A 19239-nucleotide genomic window follows, 5' to 3' on the forward strand; every position below is an offset into this window, starting at 1 on the left:
TATCAATGGCCGCACCATGCGGCGATTGCGAAAAGGAGGCACCATGACAAAGACCGCATCCAATACAAAAATGCCTGACATCGATTCGATAGTCGACTCATGCAAAGAAAAGCCTGGCAGTCTGCTCAGCGCTCTGGAGCAGGCTCAGCAGAATGATCCCAGGAAATACCTTTCGGAGGCGACGCTTCGGAGAATATCGGCTAAACTTGGAGTGCCTCTTTCCAAGGTTTATTCAGTAGCTACATTTTATTCTTTTTTCAGCCTGAAGCCGCAAGGCGAGCATGTCATTGTCGTATGCAGAGGAACCGCATGCCATACGAGGGGGTCTCTGGCCCTTCTCAACGAATCCCTCTCCCGCCTCGGCATCAAGGAATTCAAGGAAGAAGAGGAAAACTCGGCCACTAGCAGCGACAGTTTTGCGACAATCCGCACTGTTGCCTGCTTTGGCCAGTGTGCGCTCGCTCCGGTCATTATGGTAGATGGGAAGGTGCTCTCCCGCATGACAGTCGGGAAGCTCGTCTCTTTGATTGAAAAAATGAAGAAAGGGGGCGAGAAATGAAAAACGCCAGTGATCTGGGCTTTCTTGCCCAAACAGGGCTTGCTCGCATCCATGGAGATAAACCATGGATTTCGGTCGGGATGGGTACCTGCGGTATAGGCTCGGGAGCAGACAAAGTCTGGGAAATACTCAATCAAAAAGCAAAAGCAAGCGAAATTCTGGTGCGCAGGGTTGGATGTTTCGGTTTTTGCGCCGCAGAGCCCGCTGTCATGACATGGATGCCGGGAAAACCGGTGCTCTTTTTTACCGATGTCGATGAGCAGAAGACCAGGCGAATCCTCGGCGGACTGGAAAATTCAGCTTCATACGACAAAATAGCCAAACTTGCGGAAGCCAAAATCGAGGAATGGGATTTCAGAACCTCAAAGATCGAATTCGGTCACGGGTACGCCCAGCTCCCAGCATGGAAAGATCTCAATTTCTTCAAGGGTCAAGAGAAGATTGTTCTGCGCGATGCGGGGCTCATCGACCCGGAAAGCATCGAGGACTACATCGCGGTTGGTGGATATGGCAGTCTTGTCCGCGCGCTTACCTCCATGCCCCCCGAATCGATTATCGAAGAAGTGCGCAAATCGGGCCTGAGAGGCCGTGGAGGCGCTGGATTCCCGACATGGAAAAAATGGTCAATTATGCGGCAATCGCTGCTCGACAATCCAGGCGAAGGGTACATCATCTGCAATGCGGACGAAGGCGACCCCGGAGCCTACATGAACCGCAACGAAATCGAATCCGACCCGCACATGCTCCTTGAAGGTATGATCCTCGGCGCCTATGCCATGGGCGCAACGCGCGGTGTGGTCTATGTTCGCGCTGAATATCCGCTTGCCGTGTACCGGCTCACCAAAGCGATTGAAGATGCCCGCGAGCATGGACTACTAGGGATTAACATTCTCGGGACCAAATTCTCGTTCGATATCGATATTGTGACAGGGGCAGGCGCATTTGTCTGCGGCGAAGAGACAGCTCTTATCGCTTCTATCGAAGGCAATGCGGGAAGGCCCCGCCCCAGACCTCCCTTCCCTGTCCAGAAGGGCCTTTATGGCAGACCTACATCCATAAACAATGTCGAAACATGGTGCAATATTCCTGTCATCATCGCCCGCGGCGGAGAGTGGTTTGCAGGTTTCGGGACACCGACCAGCACGGGCACCAAGGTGTTCTCATTCGTCGGCAAGGTTCGCAACACAGGCCTAGTGGAGCTGCAGCTCGGCAGCACACTTGAAAGCGTCATCTATGGCATTTGCGGCGGTATGGGCCCCAAGAAAAAGATAAAGGCGGTACAATGCGGCGGACCCTCGGGCGGCTGCGTGCCCGCAAGTCTTTTCAAAACGCCGATCGATTATGAGCATCTTGCGGAACTGGGCGCTATTATGGGCTCAGGCGGCATGGTCGTCATGGACCAGGACAACTGCATGGTCGATGTCGCACGCTACTTTACCGGCTTTGTAGTCGGCGAGTCCTGCGGAAAATGCACGCCCTGCCGCGAAGGCACCTCCCAGATGCTGCATATTCTGCAGAAAGTGTCCGATGGCGAAGCTACCGAATCGGATCTCGATACACTCCAGGATCTGGCACTCACTGTGAAAGATTCTTCTCTTTGCGGGCTTGGACAGACTTCAGCTAACCCGGTGCTCACCACCCTCAGATATTTCCGCGATGAATATATTCAGCACATAAAAGGAAAACGCTGCCCCGCAGGCGTATGCGAAAACCTCTATATCGCGCTGTGCGAATCTTCATGCCCATTGCACATGAATATTCCGGGTTATCTGCAGCTTCTGAAAGAAAACCGCATAGAGGATGCGTTCGAGCTTACCTTGCGGGAAAATCCCCTGCCCGGAACAATCGGCCGCATCTGCCACTTCCATTGCCGCATGCGCTGCCGCAGGGACATGCTGGATGAACCTGTTTCCCAGGGAGAAATCCACCGCTACCTTGCCGATACGATGTACAAAATGGGCCGCGAAAAGCAAATCTACGCCAATATCATAAAAGAAAAATTCCCGTCGACCGGTAAGCGGATTGCGATTATCGGCGCAGGGCCAGCAGGCCTCACTGCAGCCTCCTATCTTGTGCGCCTTGGGCATGAGGTGACTGTATATGAAGCGAGCGACGAGCCTGGGGGCGTGCTCCGCTGGGGAATCCCTGCCTACCGGCTGCCGAAAGATGTTCTCAAAAAGGAAGTGAGCTTTATCGAAAAGCTGGGCGTGCGGTTCGTGTACAACACGCGAATCGCAGAACCGGAACAATGGCGCCGGCTCTCTGACAGCAATGATGCGATTATCGTTGCTGCTGGCGCTTCCGCAGAGCTTGAACTCGGCATTCCAGGGGAAGATGCCCAAGGTGTGTACAAAGCCTGCAATTTCCTGGGCATGCTCGCAAAAAAAGAAAAAGTGCATACAGGCGGCGAAGTCGTCGTCATCGGCGGGGGAAATTCCGCAATCGATGCAGCTCGATCCGCATTGCGGCTCGGTGCGACGGTTACCGTAGTATACCGCCGCTCGAAAATCGACATGCCCGCCAATGAAGAAGAATTGAAAGGTGCGCTCGAGGAGGGAATCGATCTTATCTGCATGGCCTCCCCTGTCGAAATAGTCACAAAGCAAAAAGAAGGCAAAAAGACCGTAAAAGCGGTCCGTATCCAGCGCATGAAAGCAGGACCAGTCGATTCTTCCGGTCGGCCAACGCCGATCCCCACAGACAAAATTGACGAAATTTCTTGTTCGACGCTCATCGTCGCGATTGGGGAAAAAGTCGAGATTCCGGGTATCGAATCGCTCGGCGTAGAGCGCCTTAAAAATGGCAGAATAAAAGCAGATCCATTTTCTCTCGTCACATCAAATCCGAAGGTGTACGCAATCGGTGATGCCACGCTCGGCCCGGCAACCGCTGCAGAGGCGATGGGGCAGGCAAAAACGGTTGCAGAAATTATCGACCAAGCACTGACTGGCAAAAAGCGTTTCGATCAGCTGTTCCGCCGCTTTGACTACCGCATGGAAATCCCGCTCAAGATAAGCAAGGAAAAGATGACGCGCGCAGGCATGCTTCCTGTGAATGCGCGGAAGAGCAATTTCATGGAAATCAACCTCGGGTATACCGGCGAGCAGGCGCGAATCGAGGCTAACCGCTGCTTGCGGTGCGATGTCCGCGAACACAGGCGCGAGCCGCGCGGCACGCTGGTGCGTGAATAAAAGGAGGCGGGTCATGGAAGAACAATTGATTGAAATCACTATAGATGGCCAGAATGTGCGTGTCGATCCTTCTGCAAACATTGTTGAAGCGTGCGCGCACGCAGGCGTCAAAATTCCGACGCTGTGCTACCTCAAAGGCATTTCGCAAAATGCCTCATGCGGTGTCTGCGTCGTAGAAGTGGAGGGAGCAAAATCCCTCGTCCGCTCCTGTGTGCAGAAGCCTGTGCCAGGCATGAAAATCCGGACATCGAGTCCGCGCGTCATCAGGGCGCGAAAAACAGCCGTGGAGCTTCTCCTGGCAAATCATCCTGACGACTGCCTCTCCTGCATTCGATCCGACACCTGCGAACTGCACACGATTGCCAATATCCTCGAAGTGCGCGCAGACCGTTTCCCCGGATACAAGAAGTATCCTATGCCCGATACAACCTCGGAAGGCATTGTTCGCGACGATTCGAAGTGCATCCTCTGCGGACGCTGTGTTGCTGTCTGCGAAGAGACCCAGGGTGTTCATGCAATCGCTTTCAGCGGGCGCGGAGCACGTACAAGAGTCAGCACATTTTTGGATCGTGGCCTGGCTCAGAGCGCCTGCGTGCAATGCGGCCAGTGTTCTGTCGTATGCCCGACAGGCGCCATAACAGAAAAGGATGAATCGCGCGAAGTGTTCAGCGCCATAGAAGATCCAAGGTTGACTGTCGTAGTCCAAACTGCACCAGCGATTCGCGCATCCCTTGGTGAAGCGCTCGGACTTCCCGCAGGAAGTCTTGTAACCGGCCAGATGGTAGCAGCGCTCAGACGTCTTGGCTTCAACCGGGTATTCGATACTCAATTCACTGCTGACCTCACGATTATGGAAGAAGGAAGCGAATTGCTCGAGCGCCTGTCGAAAGGCGGGACCTTGCCGATGATCACTTCGTGCTCGCCTGGATGGATCAATTTTATAGAAGGATTCTATCCTGATCTTTTGAGCCACCTTTCCACCTGCAAGAGCCCACAGCAGATGTTCGGCTCGGTTGCAAAGACATACTATGCGAAAAAAGCAGGGCTTACCCCTGACCATATGCGCGTTGTTTCTATAATGCCTTGTACAGCAAAGAAATATGAGGCAAGGCGCAAGGAAATGGATGGAGCCTGGGGCTGGTGGAAGGAACAGGATCCCGGCAAGGTGCCTGCACGGCCATTCTTCGATGTCGATTGGGCGCTCACCACAAGGGAGCTGGCGCGCATGATAAAGCTCGCAGGCATCGATATATCGCGATTGCCTGAAGAAGAATTCGATGATCCGCTTGGCCAGTCGACAGGAGCAGGTACAATATTCGGGACCACGGGTGGAGTGATGGAAGCCGCTCTCCGCACAGTGTACGAACTTGTCGAAAAAAAGCCGCTCGAGAATATAGAATTCACCAAAGTTCGCGGGTTCGAAGCGATAAAGACTGCCGAGGTAGTTGTAGGGGGATCGCCGGTACGAGTTGCGGTAGCGCATGGTTTAGCCAACGCCCGTGTATTGCTCGATGAAATACGCGCGGGCAAGAGCCCCTATCATTTTATCGAAATAATGTCCTGCCCCGGCGGCTGCGTTGGCGGCGGCGGGCAGCCCGTTCTTGCTGATCTCGAGAAGAAACTCGCGCGCAGTCAAGCGCTCTATGAGGAAGACCGCAAGCTCGCGATACGCAAATCCCATGAGAATCCAGCCGTACGTGCGCTATACCAGGAATTTCTGGGCAAGCCGCTCGGGCATCTCTCGCATGAGCTTCTGCATACGAGCTACAAGGCGCGCGTTTTCTAGAGGGTTAACCTTCACGAAGGTGCCCCTGTTCTTGTAAAATCGGTGCAATTTCGCAAAAGACCGATGGACAGGGGCTCTTGCGCTCTTGTATATATTTCTCATGCAGCAGCGTGTTCGCTTTAGGGCGGTGGTATTCGATGTCGACGGTACTCTTTACCCTGCTTCAGCCCTTTATCTGCGTTGCATAGACATTTTTGTACGGCATCCGAGGTTGGTCGAGGGCTTTTCTGTCGTCCGCAAAGAATTGCGCACGCTGCAAATGCGCAGCGACTATACTCCGCGCGATGCGGAAGAGCTGCATCAGTTGCAGGCATCGCTGCTTGCTCAGCGCATGCATATTCCCCAGGATCAGGTACGCAAGCTTATGGAATTTTTCTTCTATGCTACGTTGCCTGAGCGTTTTGCCTCGATCCGCCCGTTCTCTGGTGTCAGAAATGCTATCGAAACAATCCGCCGTAGCGGTATCGCGGTTGCGGCGCTTTCTGACCTGCCGCCAACCGAAAAAATTGAGGCGTTGGGGCTTTCGGATCTTCTAGAACATGCGCTCTGCGCAGAGGAATTTGGCGTGCTGAAGCCGCATCCCTGGGTTTTTGCAGCGCTCATAGAAAGACTCGGATACGCGCCTTCCGAAATTCTGTATGTGGGGAACAATCCTGTCTACGATATCCAGGGTGCAAAAAATGCCGGCATGGCAGCAGCTCGGTGCGGGCGCCCGACCGCGCTGGCTGATTTTTCTTTCACAAAATGGAAAAATCTGGCAGATTGGGTACTGACCAATCGAGCCTGAAGTGATTGCCGTGCTGCGAAAATTATATTGAAAGGCACCCGACGAAATCCCTGCGCGTCCAAACTTATATCACAGAAAATTCTTCCCCATCCTGAGCAAATCGCAGGTTCTCCTGGCTCACTATTCTGCGGCTCATATGTGTTCCCAACAGTAATCGCCCTGAATTTCCGGCAAGCCCATGCACGCGTGCAGCGGCTATGAGCTGGGCTGGGCTCATGTGGACATCGCTTTCTTTTTCGCCATTGGTATCGCACAGAATGAGCTTTGCTCCAGATTCGAGAAGCGTGTGAATACCTTCGAACATTGCTGTGTCGGAACTATAGGCAAAGAGCGCTTCTTTCAGGGCTCGCTTAGGGGACGGAGGCGGGCCTGCGGTGGCTCCAGCGATGAGAGAAAGGGTTGGAAGCGAATGTTTTGTGCGCATGAAACTGAACCAAATATTTCCTTTCACAGCAATTATATCGCCTTCATCGACCTCGACAAGCTTCGCCCTTTCCGAAAAATCGCGAATGTATTGATGCTCCGGAGGAATCGCAAGCCGCAGCAAGGCAAGAAGATGCTCGCGCAGGCCAGCAGGGCCGATTATTGCAAGCATGCTTCCCTTTTCGTAATGGGAATCGGCTTCGCCCGCATAGAGCCAGTTAAAAAAGAAGAATGGAAAGCCGAAACAATGATCGCCATGTATGTGGCTAATAAACACTGTATCGATCTGCGATGGCCTCATATCGCTGTGATTGAGAGACTGCAGAATATCAGGCGGCGTCTCGATAAGCACATGACCATCGATCGCTATTGCGTTATACGGCAGACCTTCGTTGTAAAAGCCGCCATTCCCCAATATCCGAATTTTCATGATCGCCACACCTCCGCGACCGCAGGCTGTCCCTTCAGAAACTCGAGATCGCTGTCGTTCGCTGAACATGTCGTGTGAGGCCCCGCTTCAATCACAGCTTCGCCTCCCTTGATGAGCGGAACATGGAAAAGGACCTTGCACTGCCCATGCAGAGAATATATCGCATCGCGGAGCTGATAGAGGCTGGTTTCATCGAAAATAGCAGAAGCCTGGCTTGGTTCAGCCCGATCAGTAAAGCCGGCCTGCCCTGTCGCACGCACACTATTTGCAAGCCGGATATGCAATTCCCGCCAGGATGCTTTCCTGAGCGATTCAGGGTCAAGAATGGCCTGGATTTTGAGCGAAGGGGCTCTTCGGGAATTATCATACATCCCGCTTACGCACAGGACACGGTCTTTTATAAATGCTTGCTCGTTTTTCTCCAGCATATCGGGAAATATGACAATATCGATGGAGCCATGATAGTCTTCGAGCTTTCCGAATGCCATGCGCTTGCCATTCTGGGTCGTATGTGTGCGGAATTCCTTGAGAAGGCCAATGACCGTGTATTCGCGATTGGCGCTTGCCTGATCGAGGCGGCCCAAATCGAGTGTGGACGAACGCTCCCATATCGTGCGGTACTCATCCATAGGATGTGCTGAGAAGAAAAAACCGAGCAGTTCTTTCTCCGCCTGCAGCATTTCCTGGTTGGAAAACTCGTCAGCTGGCTCGAACTGGAATGCGGGATAGGGCCCCATGTCTTCAAGCTCGAAGAGTGAACCCTGGCGCGAGGCTTCGAATGCGCGCTTGCCTTCAACGTACTCGATCGCCCGCTCGAGATTCTGCACAAGTTCGCGCCGCTTGTGCTTCATGGAATCGAAACAGCCCGCCAGAATGAGCGATTCAAGTGTCTTGCGATTGAGACCTGCCGGGCTCATCCGGGACAAAAAATCGATAAAGTCAGAAAAGCGGCCATTTTGCTCGCGCTCGAGCTGGATTGCCTTTGCGATTCCTTCGCCCACGCCTTTTATTCCCAGAAAACCATAGATGATCTGTCCGTGGTCGACGCTGAAATTGGCATCGGAACGATTGATGTCCGGAGGGAGCACCGACAGGCCCATCGCCCTGGCTTCGCTGATATACTCTGTCAGCTTGTCGGTATTGCTGATCTCGTTGGTGAGGTTTGCAGCCATGAATTCGGCAGGATAATTCGCTTTGAGGTACGCGGTCCGATAGGCTACAACCGAATACGCTGCAGCATGCGACTTATTGAACCCATAGCCGGCAAAGGGCGTCAGAATCTCGAAAATGCGCTTGGCATCTTCGCGCGAGTAGCCGCGGGATATCGCGCCTTCGATAAAGGGCCCTTCCTCTTTCTGAAGAATTTCCGGTTTTTTCTTTCCCATTGCGCGCCGGAGGAGGTCTGCGCGCCCGAGCGAATAGCCTGCAACTTCGCGCGCAACCTGCATGACCTGTTCCTGGTAGACTATGACGCCGTACGTGCCTTTCAGGTATTTTTCCAGCGAAGGATGCGGATATTCAATTGCCATTTTCCCGTTTTTCGAGTTGATGAACTGGTCGATAAAATCCATAGGCCCTGGCCGGTACAGGGCATTCAAGGCGATCAAGTCTTCAATGCTCGATGGCTTGGCTCGCTTGAGAATCGACTGCATGCCCTGCGATTCAAACTGGAAAATAGAGGTGCTCTTGCCCTCACTGAGCATCTTGAATGTCTTCGGGTCATTATCCGGGATTTTCTCTTCGTCGATATCGATGCCGCGCCTCCGGAGGATGTCGAGCGTATTGCGGATGAGCGTAAGAGTCTTGAGACCGAGAAAATCCATTTTCACAAGGCCACAATTCTCCAGATACTCCATCGTGTATTGCGTCGCGACAAGGCCTGTCTTCGGATCTTTGTACAAGGGGACATAATCGGTGAGCTCGCTCTTGCTGATGACGATGCCAGCCGCATGCAGGGAGCTATGCCGATGCAGGTTTTCGAGCCTGGCAGCAATGGAAAAGAGCTCGGCATAGGATGGATTTTCTGCAAGGGCAGCCAGTTTCGGTTCCATTTTGAATGCCTTTGCGAGTGTCATCTTGGGATCGTCGGGGACAAGCTTTGCGATCTGGTTCGCCTCTTCGAACGGTATATCGAGCGCGCGCGCTACATCCTTGATCACTGCTTTTGCTTTCAGCGTCCCGAAAGTGATAATCTGCGCGACGCGGTTCTGGCCATATTTCTGCGCGACATATTCGATTACTTCGCCTCGTCGTTCGAAATCGAAATCGACATCGAAGTCGGGCATTGATACGCGTTCGGGATTGAGAAAACGCTCGAACAAAAGATCGTATTTCAAAGGGTCGATATCCGTAATTCGCATGGCATACGCGACAATAGAGCCTGCACCGGAGCCTCGCCCCGGCCCGACAGGAATGCCATGCTCTTTAGCCCAATGGATAAAATCCCATACTATAAGAAAATATCCTGTAAAGCCCATTTTGGTTATGACATCGAGCTCGTATTCGAGTCGAGCAGTCGCTTCGGGGCTTGGATTCGGATAGCGCTTTGCAAGGCCTTCGCGGGCAATGTGGCGCAGATAGTCATCCGGATCGGAGAAACTCTCCGGCACCTGATAATCCGGCAAAAGCGGACCAGGAAATTCGATTTCAAGCTGGGCCATTTCATTGATTTTCAGAGTGTTAGCGAGCGCTTCGGGAACTTCGGAAAAAAGCGCTGCCATTTCATCCGGGCTCTTCAGGTAAAACTGGTCGTTTGGAAAGCGCATCCGGCTGGGGTCGTTACGCTTGCGGTTGGTGCCGATGCAGAGAAGGATGTCTTGTGCGACTGCATCCTCGCGCTCGACATAGTGAAGATCGTTTGTCGCGACAAGGGGCGCATCAAGGAGCTTTGAAAGCCGTATGAGCTCTTTGTTGACAATTCGCTGTTCGTCGAGCCCGTGGTCCTGCAGTTCGAGATAGAAATGGTCGGGGCCGAATATTTCTTTATAATAACCAATTTTTTTCGCGGCTTGTTCGATTTTGCCGGCCAGGATGAGCGAAGGTATTTCGCCGGCAAGGCAGGCAGTAGAAGCGATGAGCCCTTCGGAATGCGCAGCGAGCAGCTCGTCGTCGATGCGGGGTTTGTAGTAGAAGCCCTCGGTGAAGGATCGGGAAGTGAGCTTGAGAAGGTTGTGGTAGCCAGTCTGGTTTTCAGCAATCAAAATCAGGTGCCAATATTTGTTGCCATTCTCGGTTCCCGTCTTTTCGAGGCGGGATCCGCCGGCTACATAGAATTCGCAGCCGATAATGGGTTTGATCCCCGCTTTTCTGCATTCGTCCTGGAACGCCATGACACCGAACATGTTGCCGTGGTCCGTGATCGCAAGCGCCGGCATGCCGAATTCCTTGGCTTTTTTTATCAGTTTCTGGACAGGAGCTGCCCCGTCAAGCAATGAATAATCGGTATGGTTATGAAGGTGCACAAATTCTGCCATAATCCCAGTATAGCCGAGTTTGCCCATTTTAGAAACCTGTGCTATGATTCTAAAAACAGGAAGCAAGTGATTTTTCACTTCGGCAAGGAGCATTCGAATGGAAATACTGGAATTTGCTAGCCCTCGTACTCTGGATGAGGCGCTGCATCTGGTCCGCGATCGGCACGGAACAGCAATCGGAGGCGCAGCCTGGCTTCGTATGAATACCAAGACAATGCCGCTTGGAGTGGATCTTAGCGAGCTGGGGCTCGATTATATCCGCGAAGCCAATGGCTCTATCGAAATCGGCGCGATGACGACCTATCGCGAGCTGGAAACAAGCCCGCTGCTCGAAGCGCGCTTTGGTGCACTTTTCCGCAACACAGTGAGTCATATTGTCGGTATTCAGCTGCGCAACATCATCACTGTCGGCGGAACTCTTGCAGGCCGCTACGGCTTTTCGGATTTGAATACTACGCTCTGTGCTCTCGGCGCAAAAGTTGTCTTCTATCCAGGGAAAATTGCGGATGTGGCAAGTTTCATCCAGGATGGCGAAGAATGGCCATTTCTTATTGAAAAAGTGCTGCTGCCAGTATCGGCCAGGGCTAGCTATCAGCAGATGCGGATTACCGCAAATGATTTCCCCATCATCAATGCCGCTGCTGCATGGACAGGTTCGAGCTGGCGCATTGCAGTCGGTTCGAGGCCGGCTGCTTCGCGATTGTGCAAAAAAGCCATGGTCTTGCTCGGAAATGAGCCATATCCATCGGATGAAAAAATCGGACAGGCGGCTGTCGCGGCAGCCGAAGAGCTGCAATTTGGAAGCGATATCAGAGCTAGTGCGGAATATCGCAGAGAAATTCTGCCTGCGCTTATGCGCCGCGCGCTCATGGAGGTACGAGGATGATCATTACGCTCTATATAAATGGCAAAAAGGAATCAGTCGAATGCCAGCCAGGGGAAATGTTGACCGAAGTGCTCAGGCGGGCAGGCTATGTGGAAGTGAAGAAAGGCTGCGATACGGGCAACTGCGGCGTATGCACTGTGCTGCTCGAAGGCAAGCCGGTCCTTTCCTGTTCGTATCTTGCAATTCGCGCTGATGGAAAGCAGATCACGACAATTCAGGGAGCAGCCAAGGAAGCCGAAGAATTCGCACACTTCCTCACTGCGGAAGGTGCCGACCAGTGTGGATTCTGCGCGCCTGGTTTTGCACTCACGGTGCTGGCGATGAAAAAAGAGCTGCCCAACCCGAGCGAAGGCGAAATCCGCCACTATCTCGCTGGCAACCTTTGTCGCTGTTCTGGCTACGAAGGGCAGATCCGCGCGATTAAAAAATATCTGGAGGCTGAACATGCGTGATTACCATACTTCAACGCCCCCGGCAAGCACCAAAGAGCTCGATGCAACACAGAAATTCAACGTGGTAGCCCACAATATTTCCAAAGTAGACGGAGAAGGTCTTGTGCTCGGCCGCCCGGCCTATACCGATGACCTCGCGCCGCAGAATGCACTCTATGTCAAGCTCGTCCGGAGCCCGCACGCCTTTGCGCGCATCCTGTCGATCGACGCGAGCGAAGCGCTCAAGATGCCAGGTGTTGCATGCGTCCTTACATGGAAGGATTGCCCCCGCATCCCCATTACGAGAGCAGGCCAGGGCAACCCCGAGCCAAGCCCCCACGATCGATTCATTTTGGATGAGTATGTGCGCTATGTCGGCGACGAGGTAGCCGTTGTCGCTGCAGAAAACGAAGCGACCGCAGAAAAAGCCGCGAGCCTTATCAAAGTCGACTACCAAGTGCTCGAGCCAATACTCGATTTCGAAAAAGCCCTCGACAACCCCATCATTATCCACCCCGAGCCGGAAATCCACGAGATGTTCCCCATCGGATTCGAGCCCAAGCGCAACATCGCCGCCGCCTACCACATGGAAATCGGGGATGTCGAAAAGGAACTCGCCACCTCGCCAGTCACCGTGGAGACAACCGTCCACACCCAGGCCCAGCAGCATGTCGCCCTCGAGCCCCACACAGCCTTTAGCTATCTCGACATACAGGGCAGACTCGTCATCGTCACCTCGACCCAGAACCCCTGGCACACGCGGCGCCTCCTTGGACTTGCCTTCCAGATGCCCCTCAGGCAGATTCGCATTGTAAAACCGCGCATCGGTGGAGGCTTCGGCGGCAAGCAGCATATCCATATCGAGCCCTATGTCGCCATGGTCACCATGAAAACCGGCAAGCCCGCGCGCCTCGCCCTCACCCGCCGCGAAGTCTTCGAGGCCACCTTCACCCGCCACGAAATGCGCGTCAAAGTGAGGCTCGGCGCCGACCCGGACGGCGCTCTCCGTGCGATCGACATGCAGGTACTCTCCAATACCGGTGCCTATGGCGAGCACGCCCTCACCACCTTCATGGTCGCCGGCTCCAAGACCCTGCCGCTCTACAACAAAGTAAAAGCTGTGCGTTTCGGCGGCCATGTCGTCTACACCAACAAAGTATCCGCCGGCGCATACCGCGGCTATGGCGCCATCCAGGGGCTCACCGGTCTCGAATCCGCAATGGACGAACTTGCGCACAAACTCGGCATGGACCCGGTCGAACTGCGCCGCAAAAACATGCTACACGAAGGCGAAACAAGCGAAGTCTTCCGCATCATGGGCGAAGGAACCGAAGGCGTCGCAATGATTATCGAATCCTGCAAGCTCGAGGAATGCATCCGGCGCGGTAAAGAGCTCATCGGCTGGGACCCTACGCACCTGGTTCAGGAAGTCGCGCCAAGCAAAGTCCGCGCCAAAGGTATGGCCATCGCGATGCAGGGCTCCGGAATCCCCCTCGTCGACATGGGTTCTGCCCGCATCGAACTGCAGGATGGCGGCTTCTTCAAGCTCCATGTAGGAGCTACCGACCTCGGCACGGGCTCGGACACCATCCTCGCGCAGATCGCGGCTGAAGAGCTCGGCGTGGACATGAAGGATATCGTCATTCATTCGTCCGATACCGATCACACGCCCTTCGATGTCGGCGCGTACGCGTCGAGCACAACCTATGTGTCCGGCTCTGCGGTTCTCCGCGCCGCGAGAAGCCTCAAGCAAAAGCTCATCGAGGCTGTTTCTTTAAAATTCGGGGTCAGACCCCAAGATTTAACTTTTGAAGATAAAGTGTTCAGGACCATCGACGGCTCGAAAGAGCTCTCACTGAACGATTTCAGCTATGACACGCTCTACCACGACGGTGCAAAAATGAAGACAATTGAGGCAACAGAGTCCTTCTCGGGCGATAAATCGCCGCCGCCCTACCTCGCAGCCTTCGTCGAAATCGAGCTCGACAAGGAAACCGGCAAGGTGGATGTCGTAAACTACGTCGCTGTTGCCGATGTCGGTACGCCGATCAACCCGAATCTGGCCAAAATTCAGATAGAAGGTGGCCTCCTGCAGGGCATCGGCATGGCACTCTATGAAGATGTGCGTTATTCGGACAAGGGCCACATGCTCAGCCATAACATGATGACCTATGCCATACCCTCGCGCGAGGATGTCGGCCGCATCACAGTCGAGCTTGTCGACAGCTATGAGCCGTCCGGCCCATTCGGCGCAAAATCCGCTGGCGAAATCGGTATCGATACGCCGCCTGCAGCCATAGCGAATGCAATCCGCAACGCAACCGGTGTGCGCCTCACACAATACCCCTTCACGCCTGAACGAGTGCTGATGGCGATCCGGCAGGCCGAAAAAGGCCAGAAAGGACAGACATGAGTGAGCTGAGAAAATGGATTGCGGCGCGACTTCGACGCGGGGAGACAGTGGTACTTGCCGCGGTCACCCGCGTTTCTGGCTCGACATCAAGAGGTACCGATGCGCTGCTCGCGATGGACAGCACAGGCGCGATGAATGGTACAGTGGGCGGCGGTTTTACTGAAGGGCAGACGATAGAAGCAGCGCGACGCATGCTGGGGCTTGGTGGGTCGCAGGCAGGCGCTCAGACCACCACGGCCCAGCCACCAGGCGCCAGCCAAGACCTCGACTTCGATTTGACGCCGGAGACAAATCAAACCCAGATGATCTGCGGAGGGCGGCTCAGGATTCATCTTGAAAAGCTGGAGCCGCAGAGCGCGGCGGCCCGTGCCCTTCTAGCCTGCATTGACAGCGTCGAGAACGGCAGACCAGGTGCCTTTGTCGTCGTCAAGACACATTGTGCGCAGTACAGTTTTGCGCTCGATAATAGAGGCAATGATACCGCAGTAATCCCTGCGCCCCTGCTTGCTTCTCTTCGAGCGAACATGCCCGGATTCGAAGGCGCTGCCGAATTCGAAATCGAAGACCCTTCGAACGCTGTGCATGAAACCGCGCATGTTTTCTGGCTCGGCCTGCTTCCTGACCCCGTTGTGTACATTTTTGGCGCTGGCCATGTCGGCAAAGCAGTCTGCGATTTTGCAAGCCTCGCTGGTTTCAGAGTCATAGTCACCGACGACAGGCCCGAGATGCTCACCACGGAGCGCTTTCCTCATGCAAGCGATTTGCGGCTCATTCATAGCTTCGAAGATGCGCTGACCGATGCTTCGGGAGCGCCGGCAGTCAGCATTGGGCCGCAGGACTGCGCACTGGTGCTCACCCGAAAACCTGATATCGACAAGGCCATGCTCGCCCAGGTATTGCATACAAATGCCGGCTATATCGGACTTATAGGCTCGAAAAGCAAGCGCGACGGTGTCTTCGCTGCACTTAAGGCCGAAGGATTTGCCGATACAGATATTGCGCGCGTGCATGCTCCCATCGGCCTTGCCATCGGAGCGCGCACACCAGAAGAAATTGCTGTGAGCATCCTCGCTGAAATCATTGCGGTACGCGCCGGCATACCAGCCACAGCGAGTATTTCGCCCCATTCAGGCGCACAAGCCCCTGCAAGCACAAAAGTCGCGTCCAGATGAACAGCACGCGCTTCACAAACCCCGCCGCCGTCATCCTGGCAGCAGGGCGCTCTTCACGCATGGGCGCGACAAAACCACTTATGCTCATCGATGACATGCCGATGCTCATGTATGCGGCGAACGCCTTCCGAGCAGCTGGAATCGATTATATTATTGTCGTAACAGGATTTGATGCAGAGCGTGTGGCTGCTCTGGCGCGCGAAGGCGCTCTGCACCCGGTTCATAACAGCAATTTCGACAAAGGCATGTTCACATCAGTATGCGCCGGCATTGAAGCGGTTCCAGATGAATTCGACAGCGCATTTGTTTTGCCGGTCGACATTCCCTTTGTTTCGCCGGAGACTCTGAAGCGCCTGCAAACCAGTGCGAACCGCGAGCACGGTGCGAGCGCAAAGGAGCGTGGTGCGCCCAGCGCAGGAGGCATAGACGGCATGCCTGCGGCCGCGCGCAGCCGGCCCATTGTTATCCCGCGGCATACGGGCAAGCCCGGACATCCGCCGCTCATACACCGCTCGATATTCGGCCAACTGCGCGGGTGGCGCGGCCCGCATGGGCTTGGGGGATTTCTGAAAGCTCAGAGCTCCCTTGTTGCTTACCTCGATGTCGAGGATCCTTTTATACTGCGCGATATCGACACACCCGATGATATGCAAAAGATCATTTCTGACAGAAACCTGCACGGGGTTGCCATGCCCCACTCCTGACGAAAGCCATTGTTTTTCGAGCTGCGATATTTTACCATAGCCCGAAAGGAATCACTGCAGAATGAATATCGCCGAAAAACTCTCACAATTGGTCAAATTCCGCACTGTTTCATCTTTCGATCCTGAAGAAGAGGATGATGGTCCCTTCGCCGCACTCATTGCAGCACTGCCTGAACTCTTTCCTCTGGCGCACGCCAGGCTCGAGCGCATATGCATTGGCTCGCGAGGCATAGTCTACCGATGGCAGGGCACTGATCCCTCGCTGAAACCGGCTATTTTCTGCGCTCATTTTGATGTGGTCCCAGCCTCGGAAACCGACGCGTGGGATGAACCACCTTTTTCGGGAGCTATCCGAAATGGCTATGTATGGGGTCGGGGAACACAAGATATAAAAGTCCAGCTTGCCTGCATTCTTGAGTCGGCGGAACAGCTTGCTGCAAATGGTTTCCAGCCACAGCGCACCCTTTATTTTGCCTTTGGCGGCGATGAGGAAGTCGGAGGAACAAGGGGTGCGGGCGCTATTGCCAAATGGTTTTCCGAACAGCACATCCATGCTTCATGGGTGATCGATGAAGGCAGCCCTGTCGGGCAAGGGCTGGTTGGCTTTGTGCGCAAGCCGCTTGCACTCATCGGCATTGCCGAAAAAGGATATGCCGATATCATCATAGAAGCACAGGGCCAAGGCGGGCACGCTTCAATGCCGCCGCGCCACACTGCCCTGGGGGCAGTCGCTCATGCGCTTGCAGCTATCGAAGACAATCCTTTCCCCGCTCGTTTGACAAAAACGACTGATGGGTTCCTCGCAGCGCTCGCCCCCCACGCAATCGCACCGTACAAACAAATTTTCGCGCTTCGGCGCATTCTTTCGCCCTTTATCCTGAAGGCGTTCTCCGCCATGCCTTCCACAAATGCCATGGTCAGAACAACCTGTGCCGCAACGATGGCGCAGGCAAGCCCGAAAGAAAATGTGCTTCCGACGTTAGCGCAGGCTGCAGTCAATGTGCGTATGATTCCCGGGATGAGCTCGGCGGAAGTAGTCGAGCACTTCAATCTGCTGGCCTCGCCTTTCGGCGCAAAAGCATACATCAAATTCCCGGAACATATGGTGGAAGCATCGGAGGAATCTTCAACTTCTTCGGAAGGCTGGATTGCGATTGCAAAGGCAGTTTCAGAAGCATTTCCAGAGGCTGTTCCGGCGCCATTTTTGTTTACCGCGAGCACGGATACCAAGCACTATCGCGCCCTGACCGATGACATCTATCGCTTTACGCCGCTCATACAGACGCAGGAAGATATCGCGGCTGTCCACAATGTCAACGAAAAAGTGAGCATCGAAAACCTGGAGCGCTGTGTGCGTTTCTATCGTTCGCTTATGCAAGGTTGCTGAAAAATGGCGCGGCATGATTGTGTTGCGGCGCAGCATTGATGGCTGCGGCAGCGGCCGCATTATTGCAGCCGCGGCAGCCGGCTCAATGGCCGCAGCGGCGTCAGCCCCCGCCTCGCGACCGCGAGCCAAGGTAGGCTTCTTTTACTGCGGGATCGCGTGCAAGCTCGCGCGCAGATCCTTCTTTTACGATTTTCCCCTGTTCGAGGATATACGCGCGGTCAGCAACCTGCAGAGCCTTGAATGCATTCTGTTCGACAAGCAGAATCGTCTTGCCCATGCTGCGGAAGCGCTCGATAATTTCGAAAACTGTCTGAACCAGCAGGGGCGCCAGACCCAAGGATGGTTCATCCATCAGAATGAATTCACCATTGGTCATGAGAGCCCGCCCCATCGCAAGCATTTGCTGTTCGCCGCCTGAAAGCGTGCCTGCTCTCTGCTCTTCGCGTTCCTTGAGTCTCGGAAAAATGGCAAACACCTTCTCTAGGTCAGCCTGAATCGCTTTCTTGTCATTGCGCAGATATGCTCCAAGCATGAGGTTGTCCTGCACGCTCAGGTTTGCGAAAATAAGGCGCCCCTCAGGAACATGACAGATTCCTGATTTTACGATCAAATCAGGCCGCCTGGGCAAAGCGCTGCCATTGTAAAGAACACTACCCCGTACCGGCTTCAGAAACCCTGAAATGGTATTTAAAAGCGTAGACTTGCCTGCCCCGTTGGCGCCGATAATCGTGACGATTTCGCCCTTCTGCACAGAAAGCGAAACCCCTTTGAGAGCCCGGATTCCGCCATATGCCACATGCAGATTCTGTACTTCAAGCATCGGCAGCCTCCAGACTCGTCCCCAAATAGGCTTCGATTACCTGCGGACTCCTGGAAACCTCATCAGCAGTTCCCTCAGCAATTTTCTCTCCAAAATTGAGCACGACAATATGCTCGCACACGCCCATAATGAGGTCCATATGATGCTCGATCACGAGCACCGACAGCGAAAAATCATTCCGTATGCGCCCTATGAGGCGCATGAGCTGCTCTGTCTCATCAGGATTCATACCTGCAGCGGGTTCATCGAGCAAAAGAAGCACAGGATTGAGCGCCAGTGCCCGCACGATTTCAAGCCTGCGCTGCAGCCCATAGGGCAAATTGTTTGCAACAAGGTCACGATAGCCCATAAGCCCCATGATTTCGAGCAGGTTTTCCGCTTTCGCGACAAGCGCTTTTTCCTGCGTCCGGAAACGAGGCAAGCGCAAAATCGCTTCCGCGAATGAATAGCTTGCGTTCATATGGCAGGCAGTGAGCACATTTTCAAACACCGTCAGGTTCTTGAACAGGCGGATATTCTGGAATGTCCGCGTAATGCCCATGTCCGCGATTCTGTATGGTTCAAGCCCAAGAATGGACTTCTCCCTGAACTCGATCGTACCCGAGGTTGGTTTGTAGACACCGGTGATCAGGTTGAAAATAGTGGTCTTGCCTGCTCCGTTCGGGCCGATAAGGCCGACAATGCTGCCCTCCGGCACATCGAAACTCACATCTCCCACAGCAGTGAGGCCGCCAAATTTCTTTGTAAGGTTCCGGATACTGAGTATGGGCGCCATTG

14 protein-coding genes are annotated in these 19239 nt (G+C 54.2%); 10 read left to right on the forward strand and 4 right to left on the reverse strand.

Annotated elements, in window-relative coordinates:
* The first annotated feature begins 43 nt into the window (after positions 1-43).
* From GAP13_RS04385 to GAP13_RS04400, 4 genes are all read left to right on the forward strand, one after another.
* Positions 44-559, forward strand: a complete 516-nt coding sequence (locus GAP13_RS04385; protein ID WP_158906582.1) for an NADH-quinone oxidoreductase subunit NuoE family protein — start codon at positions 44-46, stop codon at positions 557-559.
* Positions 556-3750 carry an FAD-dependent oxidoreductase gene (locus tag GAP13_RS04390; protein WP_158906584.1) on the forward strand — a complete coding sequence of 1065 codons (3195 nt, stop codon included), beginning with the start codon at positions 556-558 and terminating at the stop codon, positions 3748-3750. The genes GAP13_RS04385 and GAP13_RS04390 overlap by 4 nt, the downstream gene beginning before the upstream one ends.
* Before the next feature lie 13 nt (positions 3751-3763).
* On the forward strand, positions 3764-5536 hold the full coding sequence (locus GAP13_RS04395; protein WP_158906586.1) for an NADH-dependent [FeFe] hydrogenase, group A6: 1773 nt from the start codon (positions 3764-3766) through the stop codon (positions 5534-5536).
* A 100-nt stretch (positions 5537-5636) separates the two neighbouring features.
* Positions 5637-6323, forward strand: coding sequence for an HAD family hydrolase (locus tag GAP13_RS04400; protein WP_158906588.1), 687 nt, complete (start codon positions 5637-5639; stop codon positions 6321-6323).
* 64 nt (positions 6324-6387) lie between these two features.
* Here GAP13_RS04400 and GAP13_RS04405 read toward each other — a convergent pair whose 3' ends face one another.
* On the reverse strand, positions 6388-7176 hold the full coding sequence (locus GAP13_RS04405; protein ID WP_158906590.1) for an MBL fold metallo-hydrolase: 789 nt from the start codon (positions 7174-7176) through the stop codon (positions 6388-6390).
* Entirely contained in the window at positions 7173-10649 is a 3477-nt protein-coding gene (gene dnaE, locus GAP13_RS04410; protein ID WP_158906592.1) for a DNA polymerase III subunit alpha, read from the reverse strand. The genes GAP13_RS04405 and dnaE overlap by 4 nt, the downstream gene beginning before the upstream one ends.
* 97 nt (positions 10650-10746) lie before the next feature.
* Between dnaE and GAP13_RS04415 the strand changes: the two genes are divergently transcribed.
* The 6 genes from GAP13_RS04415 (at position 10747) to GAP13_RS04440 (ending at position 17642) form a co-directional block, all read left to right on the forward strand.
* Positions 10747-11535, forward strand: coding sequence for an FAD binding domain-containing protein (locus GAP13_RS04415; RefSeq protein ID WP_158906594.1), 789 nt, complete (start codon positions 10747-10749; stop codon positions 11533-11535).
* Positions 11532-11987, forward strand: a complete 456-nt coding sequence (locus tag GAP13_RS04420; protein WP_158906596.1) for a (2Fe-2S)-binding protein — start codon at positions 11532-11534, stop codon at positions 11985-11987. The genes GAP13_RS04415 and GAP13_RS04420 overlap by 4 nt, the downstream gene beginning before the upstream one ends.
* Positions 11980-14379 carry a xanthine dehydrogenase family protein molybdopterin-binding subunit gene (locus tag GAP13_RS04425; protein ID WP_158906597.1) on the forward strand — a complete coding sequence of 800 codons (2400 nt, stop codon included), beginning with the start codon at positions 11980-11982 and terminating at the stop codon, positions 14377-14379. The genes GAP13_RS04420 and GAP13_RS04425 overlap by 8 nt, the downstream gene beginning before the upstream one ends.
* Positions 14376-15551 (forward strand): XdhC family protein, encoded by a 1176-nt coding sequence (locus GAP13_RS04430; RefSeq protein ID WP_158906599.1) that lies wholly within the window; start codon positions 14376-14378, stop codon positions 15549-15551. Before GAP13_RS04425 ends, GAP13_RS04430 begins: the two co-directional genes overlap by 4 nt.
* The gene (locus tag GAP13_RS04435; RefSeq protein WP_158906601.1) at positions 15548-16255 is read left to right on the forward strand and encodes a nucleotidyltransferase family protein; all 708 of its coding nucleotides are present in this window, start codon (positions 15548-15550) and stop codon (positions 16253-16255) included. The genes GAP13_RS04430 and GAP13_RS04435 overlap by 4 nt, the downstream gene beginning before the upstream one ends.
* 61 nt (positions 16256-16316) lie before the next feature.
* Positions 16317-17642: a M20/M25/M40 family metallo-hydrolase gene (locus tag GAP13_RS04440; protein ID WP_158906603.1), complete on the forward strand. Its 1326-nt coding sequence runs from the start codon at positions 16317-16319 to the stop codon at positions 17640-17642.
* A gap of 100 nt (positions 17643-17742) precedes the next feature.
* Here the strand turns inward: GAP13_RS04440 and GAP13_RS04445 are convergent, their stop codons facing one another.
* Both GAP13_RS04445 and GAP13_RS04450 read right to left on the reverse strand, forming a co-directional pair.
* Positions 17743-18462 carry an ABC transporter ATP-binding protein gene (locus tag GAP13_RS04445; protein WP_158906605.1) on the reverse strand — a complete coding sequence of 240 codons (720 nt, stop codon included), beginning with the start codon at positions 18460-18462 and terminating at the stop codon, positions 17743-17745.
* Entirely contained in the window at positions 18455-19237 is a 783-nt protein-coding gene (locus GAP13_RS04450) for an ABC transporter ATP-binding protein (protein ID WP_158906607.1), read from the reverse strand. Before GAP13_RS04450 ends, GAP13_RS04445 begins: the two co-directional genes overlap by 8 nt.
* Between the last annotated feature and the right edge of the window lie 2 nt (positions 19238-19239).

The organism is Rectinema subterraneum, assembly GCA_009768935.1.
Lineage (GTDB): Bacteria > Spirochaetota > Spirochaetia > Treponematales > Rectinemataceae > Rectinema > Rectinema subterraneum.

What these genes read in the sequence shown, in the direction of transcription:
- GAP13_RS04415 (WP_158906594.1), top strand. Translation starts at nt 10,747, where the DNA reads ATGGAAATACTGGAATTTGCTAGCCCTCGTACTCTGGATGAGGCGCTG.
- GAP13_RS04405 (WP_158906590.1), bottom strand. Translation starts at nt 7,176, where the DNA reads ATGAAAATTCGGATATTGGGGAATGGCGGCTTTTACAACGAAGGTCTG.
- dnaE (WP_158906592.1), bottom strand. Translation starts at nt 10,649, where the DNA reads ATGGCAGAATTTGTGCACCTTCATAACCATACCGATTATTCATTGCTT.
- GAP13_RS04420 (WP_158906596.1), top strand. Translation starts at nt 11,532, where the DNA reads ATGATCATTACGCTCTATATAAATGGCAAAAAGGAATCAGTCGAATGC.
- GAP13_RS04450 (WP_158906607.1), bottom strand. Translation starts at nt 19,237, where the DNA reads ATGGCGCCCATACTCAGTATCCGGAACCTTACAAAGAAATTTGGCGGC.
- GAP13_RS04395 (WP_158906586.1), top strand. Translation starts at nt 3,764, where the DNA reads ATGGAAGAACAATTGATTGAAATCACTATAGATGGCCAGAATGTGCGT.
- GAP13_RS04430 (WP_158906599.1), top strand. Translation starts at nt 14,376, where the DNA reads ATGAGTGAGCTGAGAAAATGGATTGCGGCGCGACTTCGACGCGGGGAG.
- GAP13_RS04385 (WP_158906582.1), top strand. Translation starts at nt 44, where the DNA reads ATGACAAAGACCGCATCCAATACAAAAATGCCTGACATCGATTCGATA.
- GAP13_RS04445 (WP_158906605.1), bottom strand. Translation starts at nt 18,462, where the DNA reads ATGCTTGAAGTACAGAATCTGCATGTGGCATATGGCGGAATCCGGGCT.
- GAP13_RS04390 (WP_158906584.1), top strand. Translation starts at nt 556, where the DNA reads ATGAAAAACGCCAGTGATCTGGGCTTTCTTGCCCAAACAGGGCTTGCT.
- GAP13_RS04425 (WP_158906597.1), top strand. Translation starts at nt 11,980, where the DNA reads ATGCGTGATTACCATACTTCAACGCCCCCGGCAAGCACCAAAGAGCTC.
- GAP13_RS04440 (WP_158906603.1), top strand. Translation starts at nt 16,317, where the DNA reads ATGAATATCGCCGAAAAACTCTCACAATTGGTCAAATTCCGCACTGTT.
- GAP13_RS04400 (WP_158906588.1), top strand. Translation starts at nt 5,637, where the DNA reads ATGCAGCAGCGTGTTCGCTTTAGGGCGGTGGTATTCGATGTCGACGGT.
- GAP13_RS04435 (WP_158906601.1), top strand. Translation starts at nt 15,548, where the DNA reads ATGAACAGCACGCGCTTCACAAACCCCGCCGCCGTCATCCTGGCAGCA.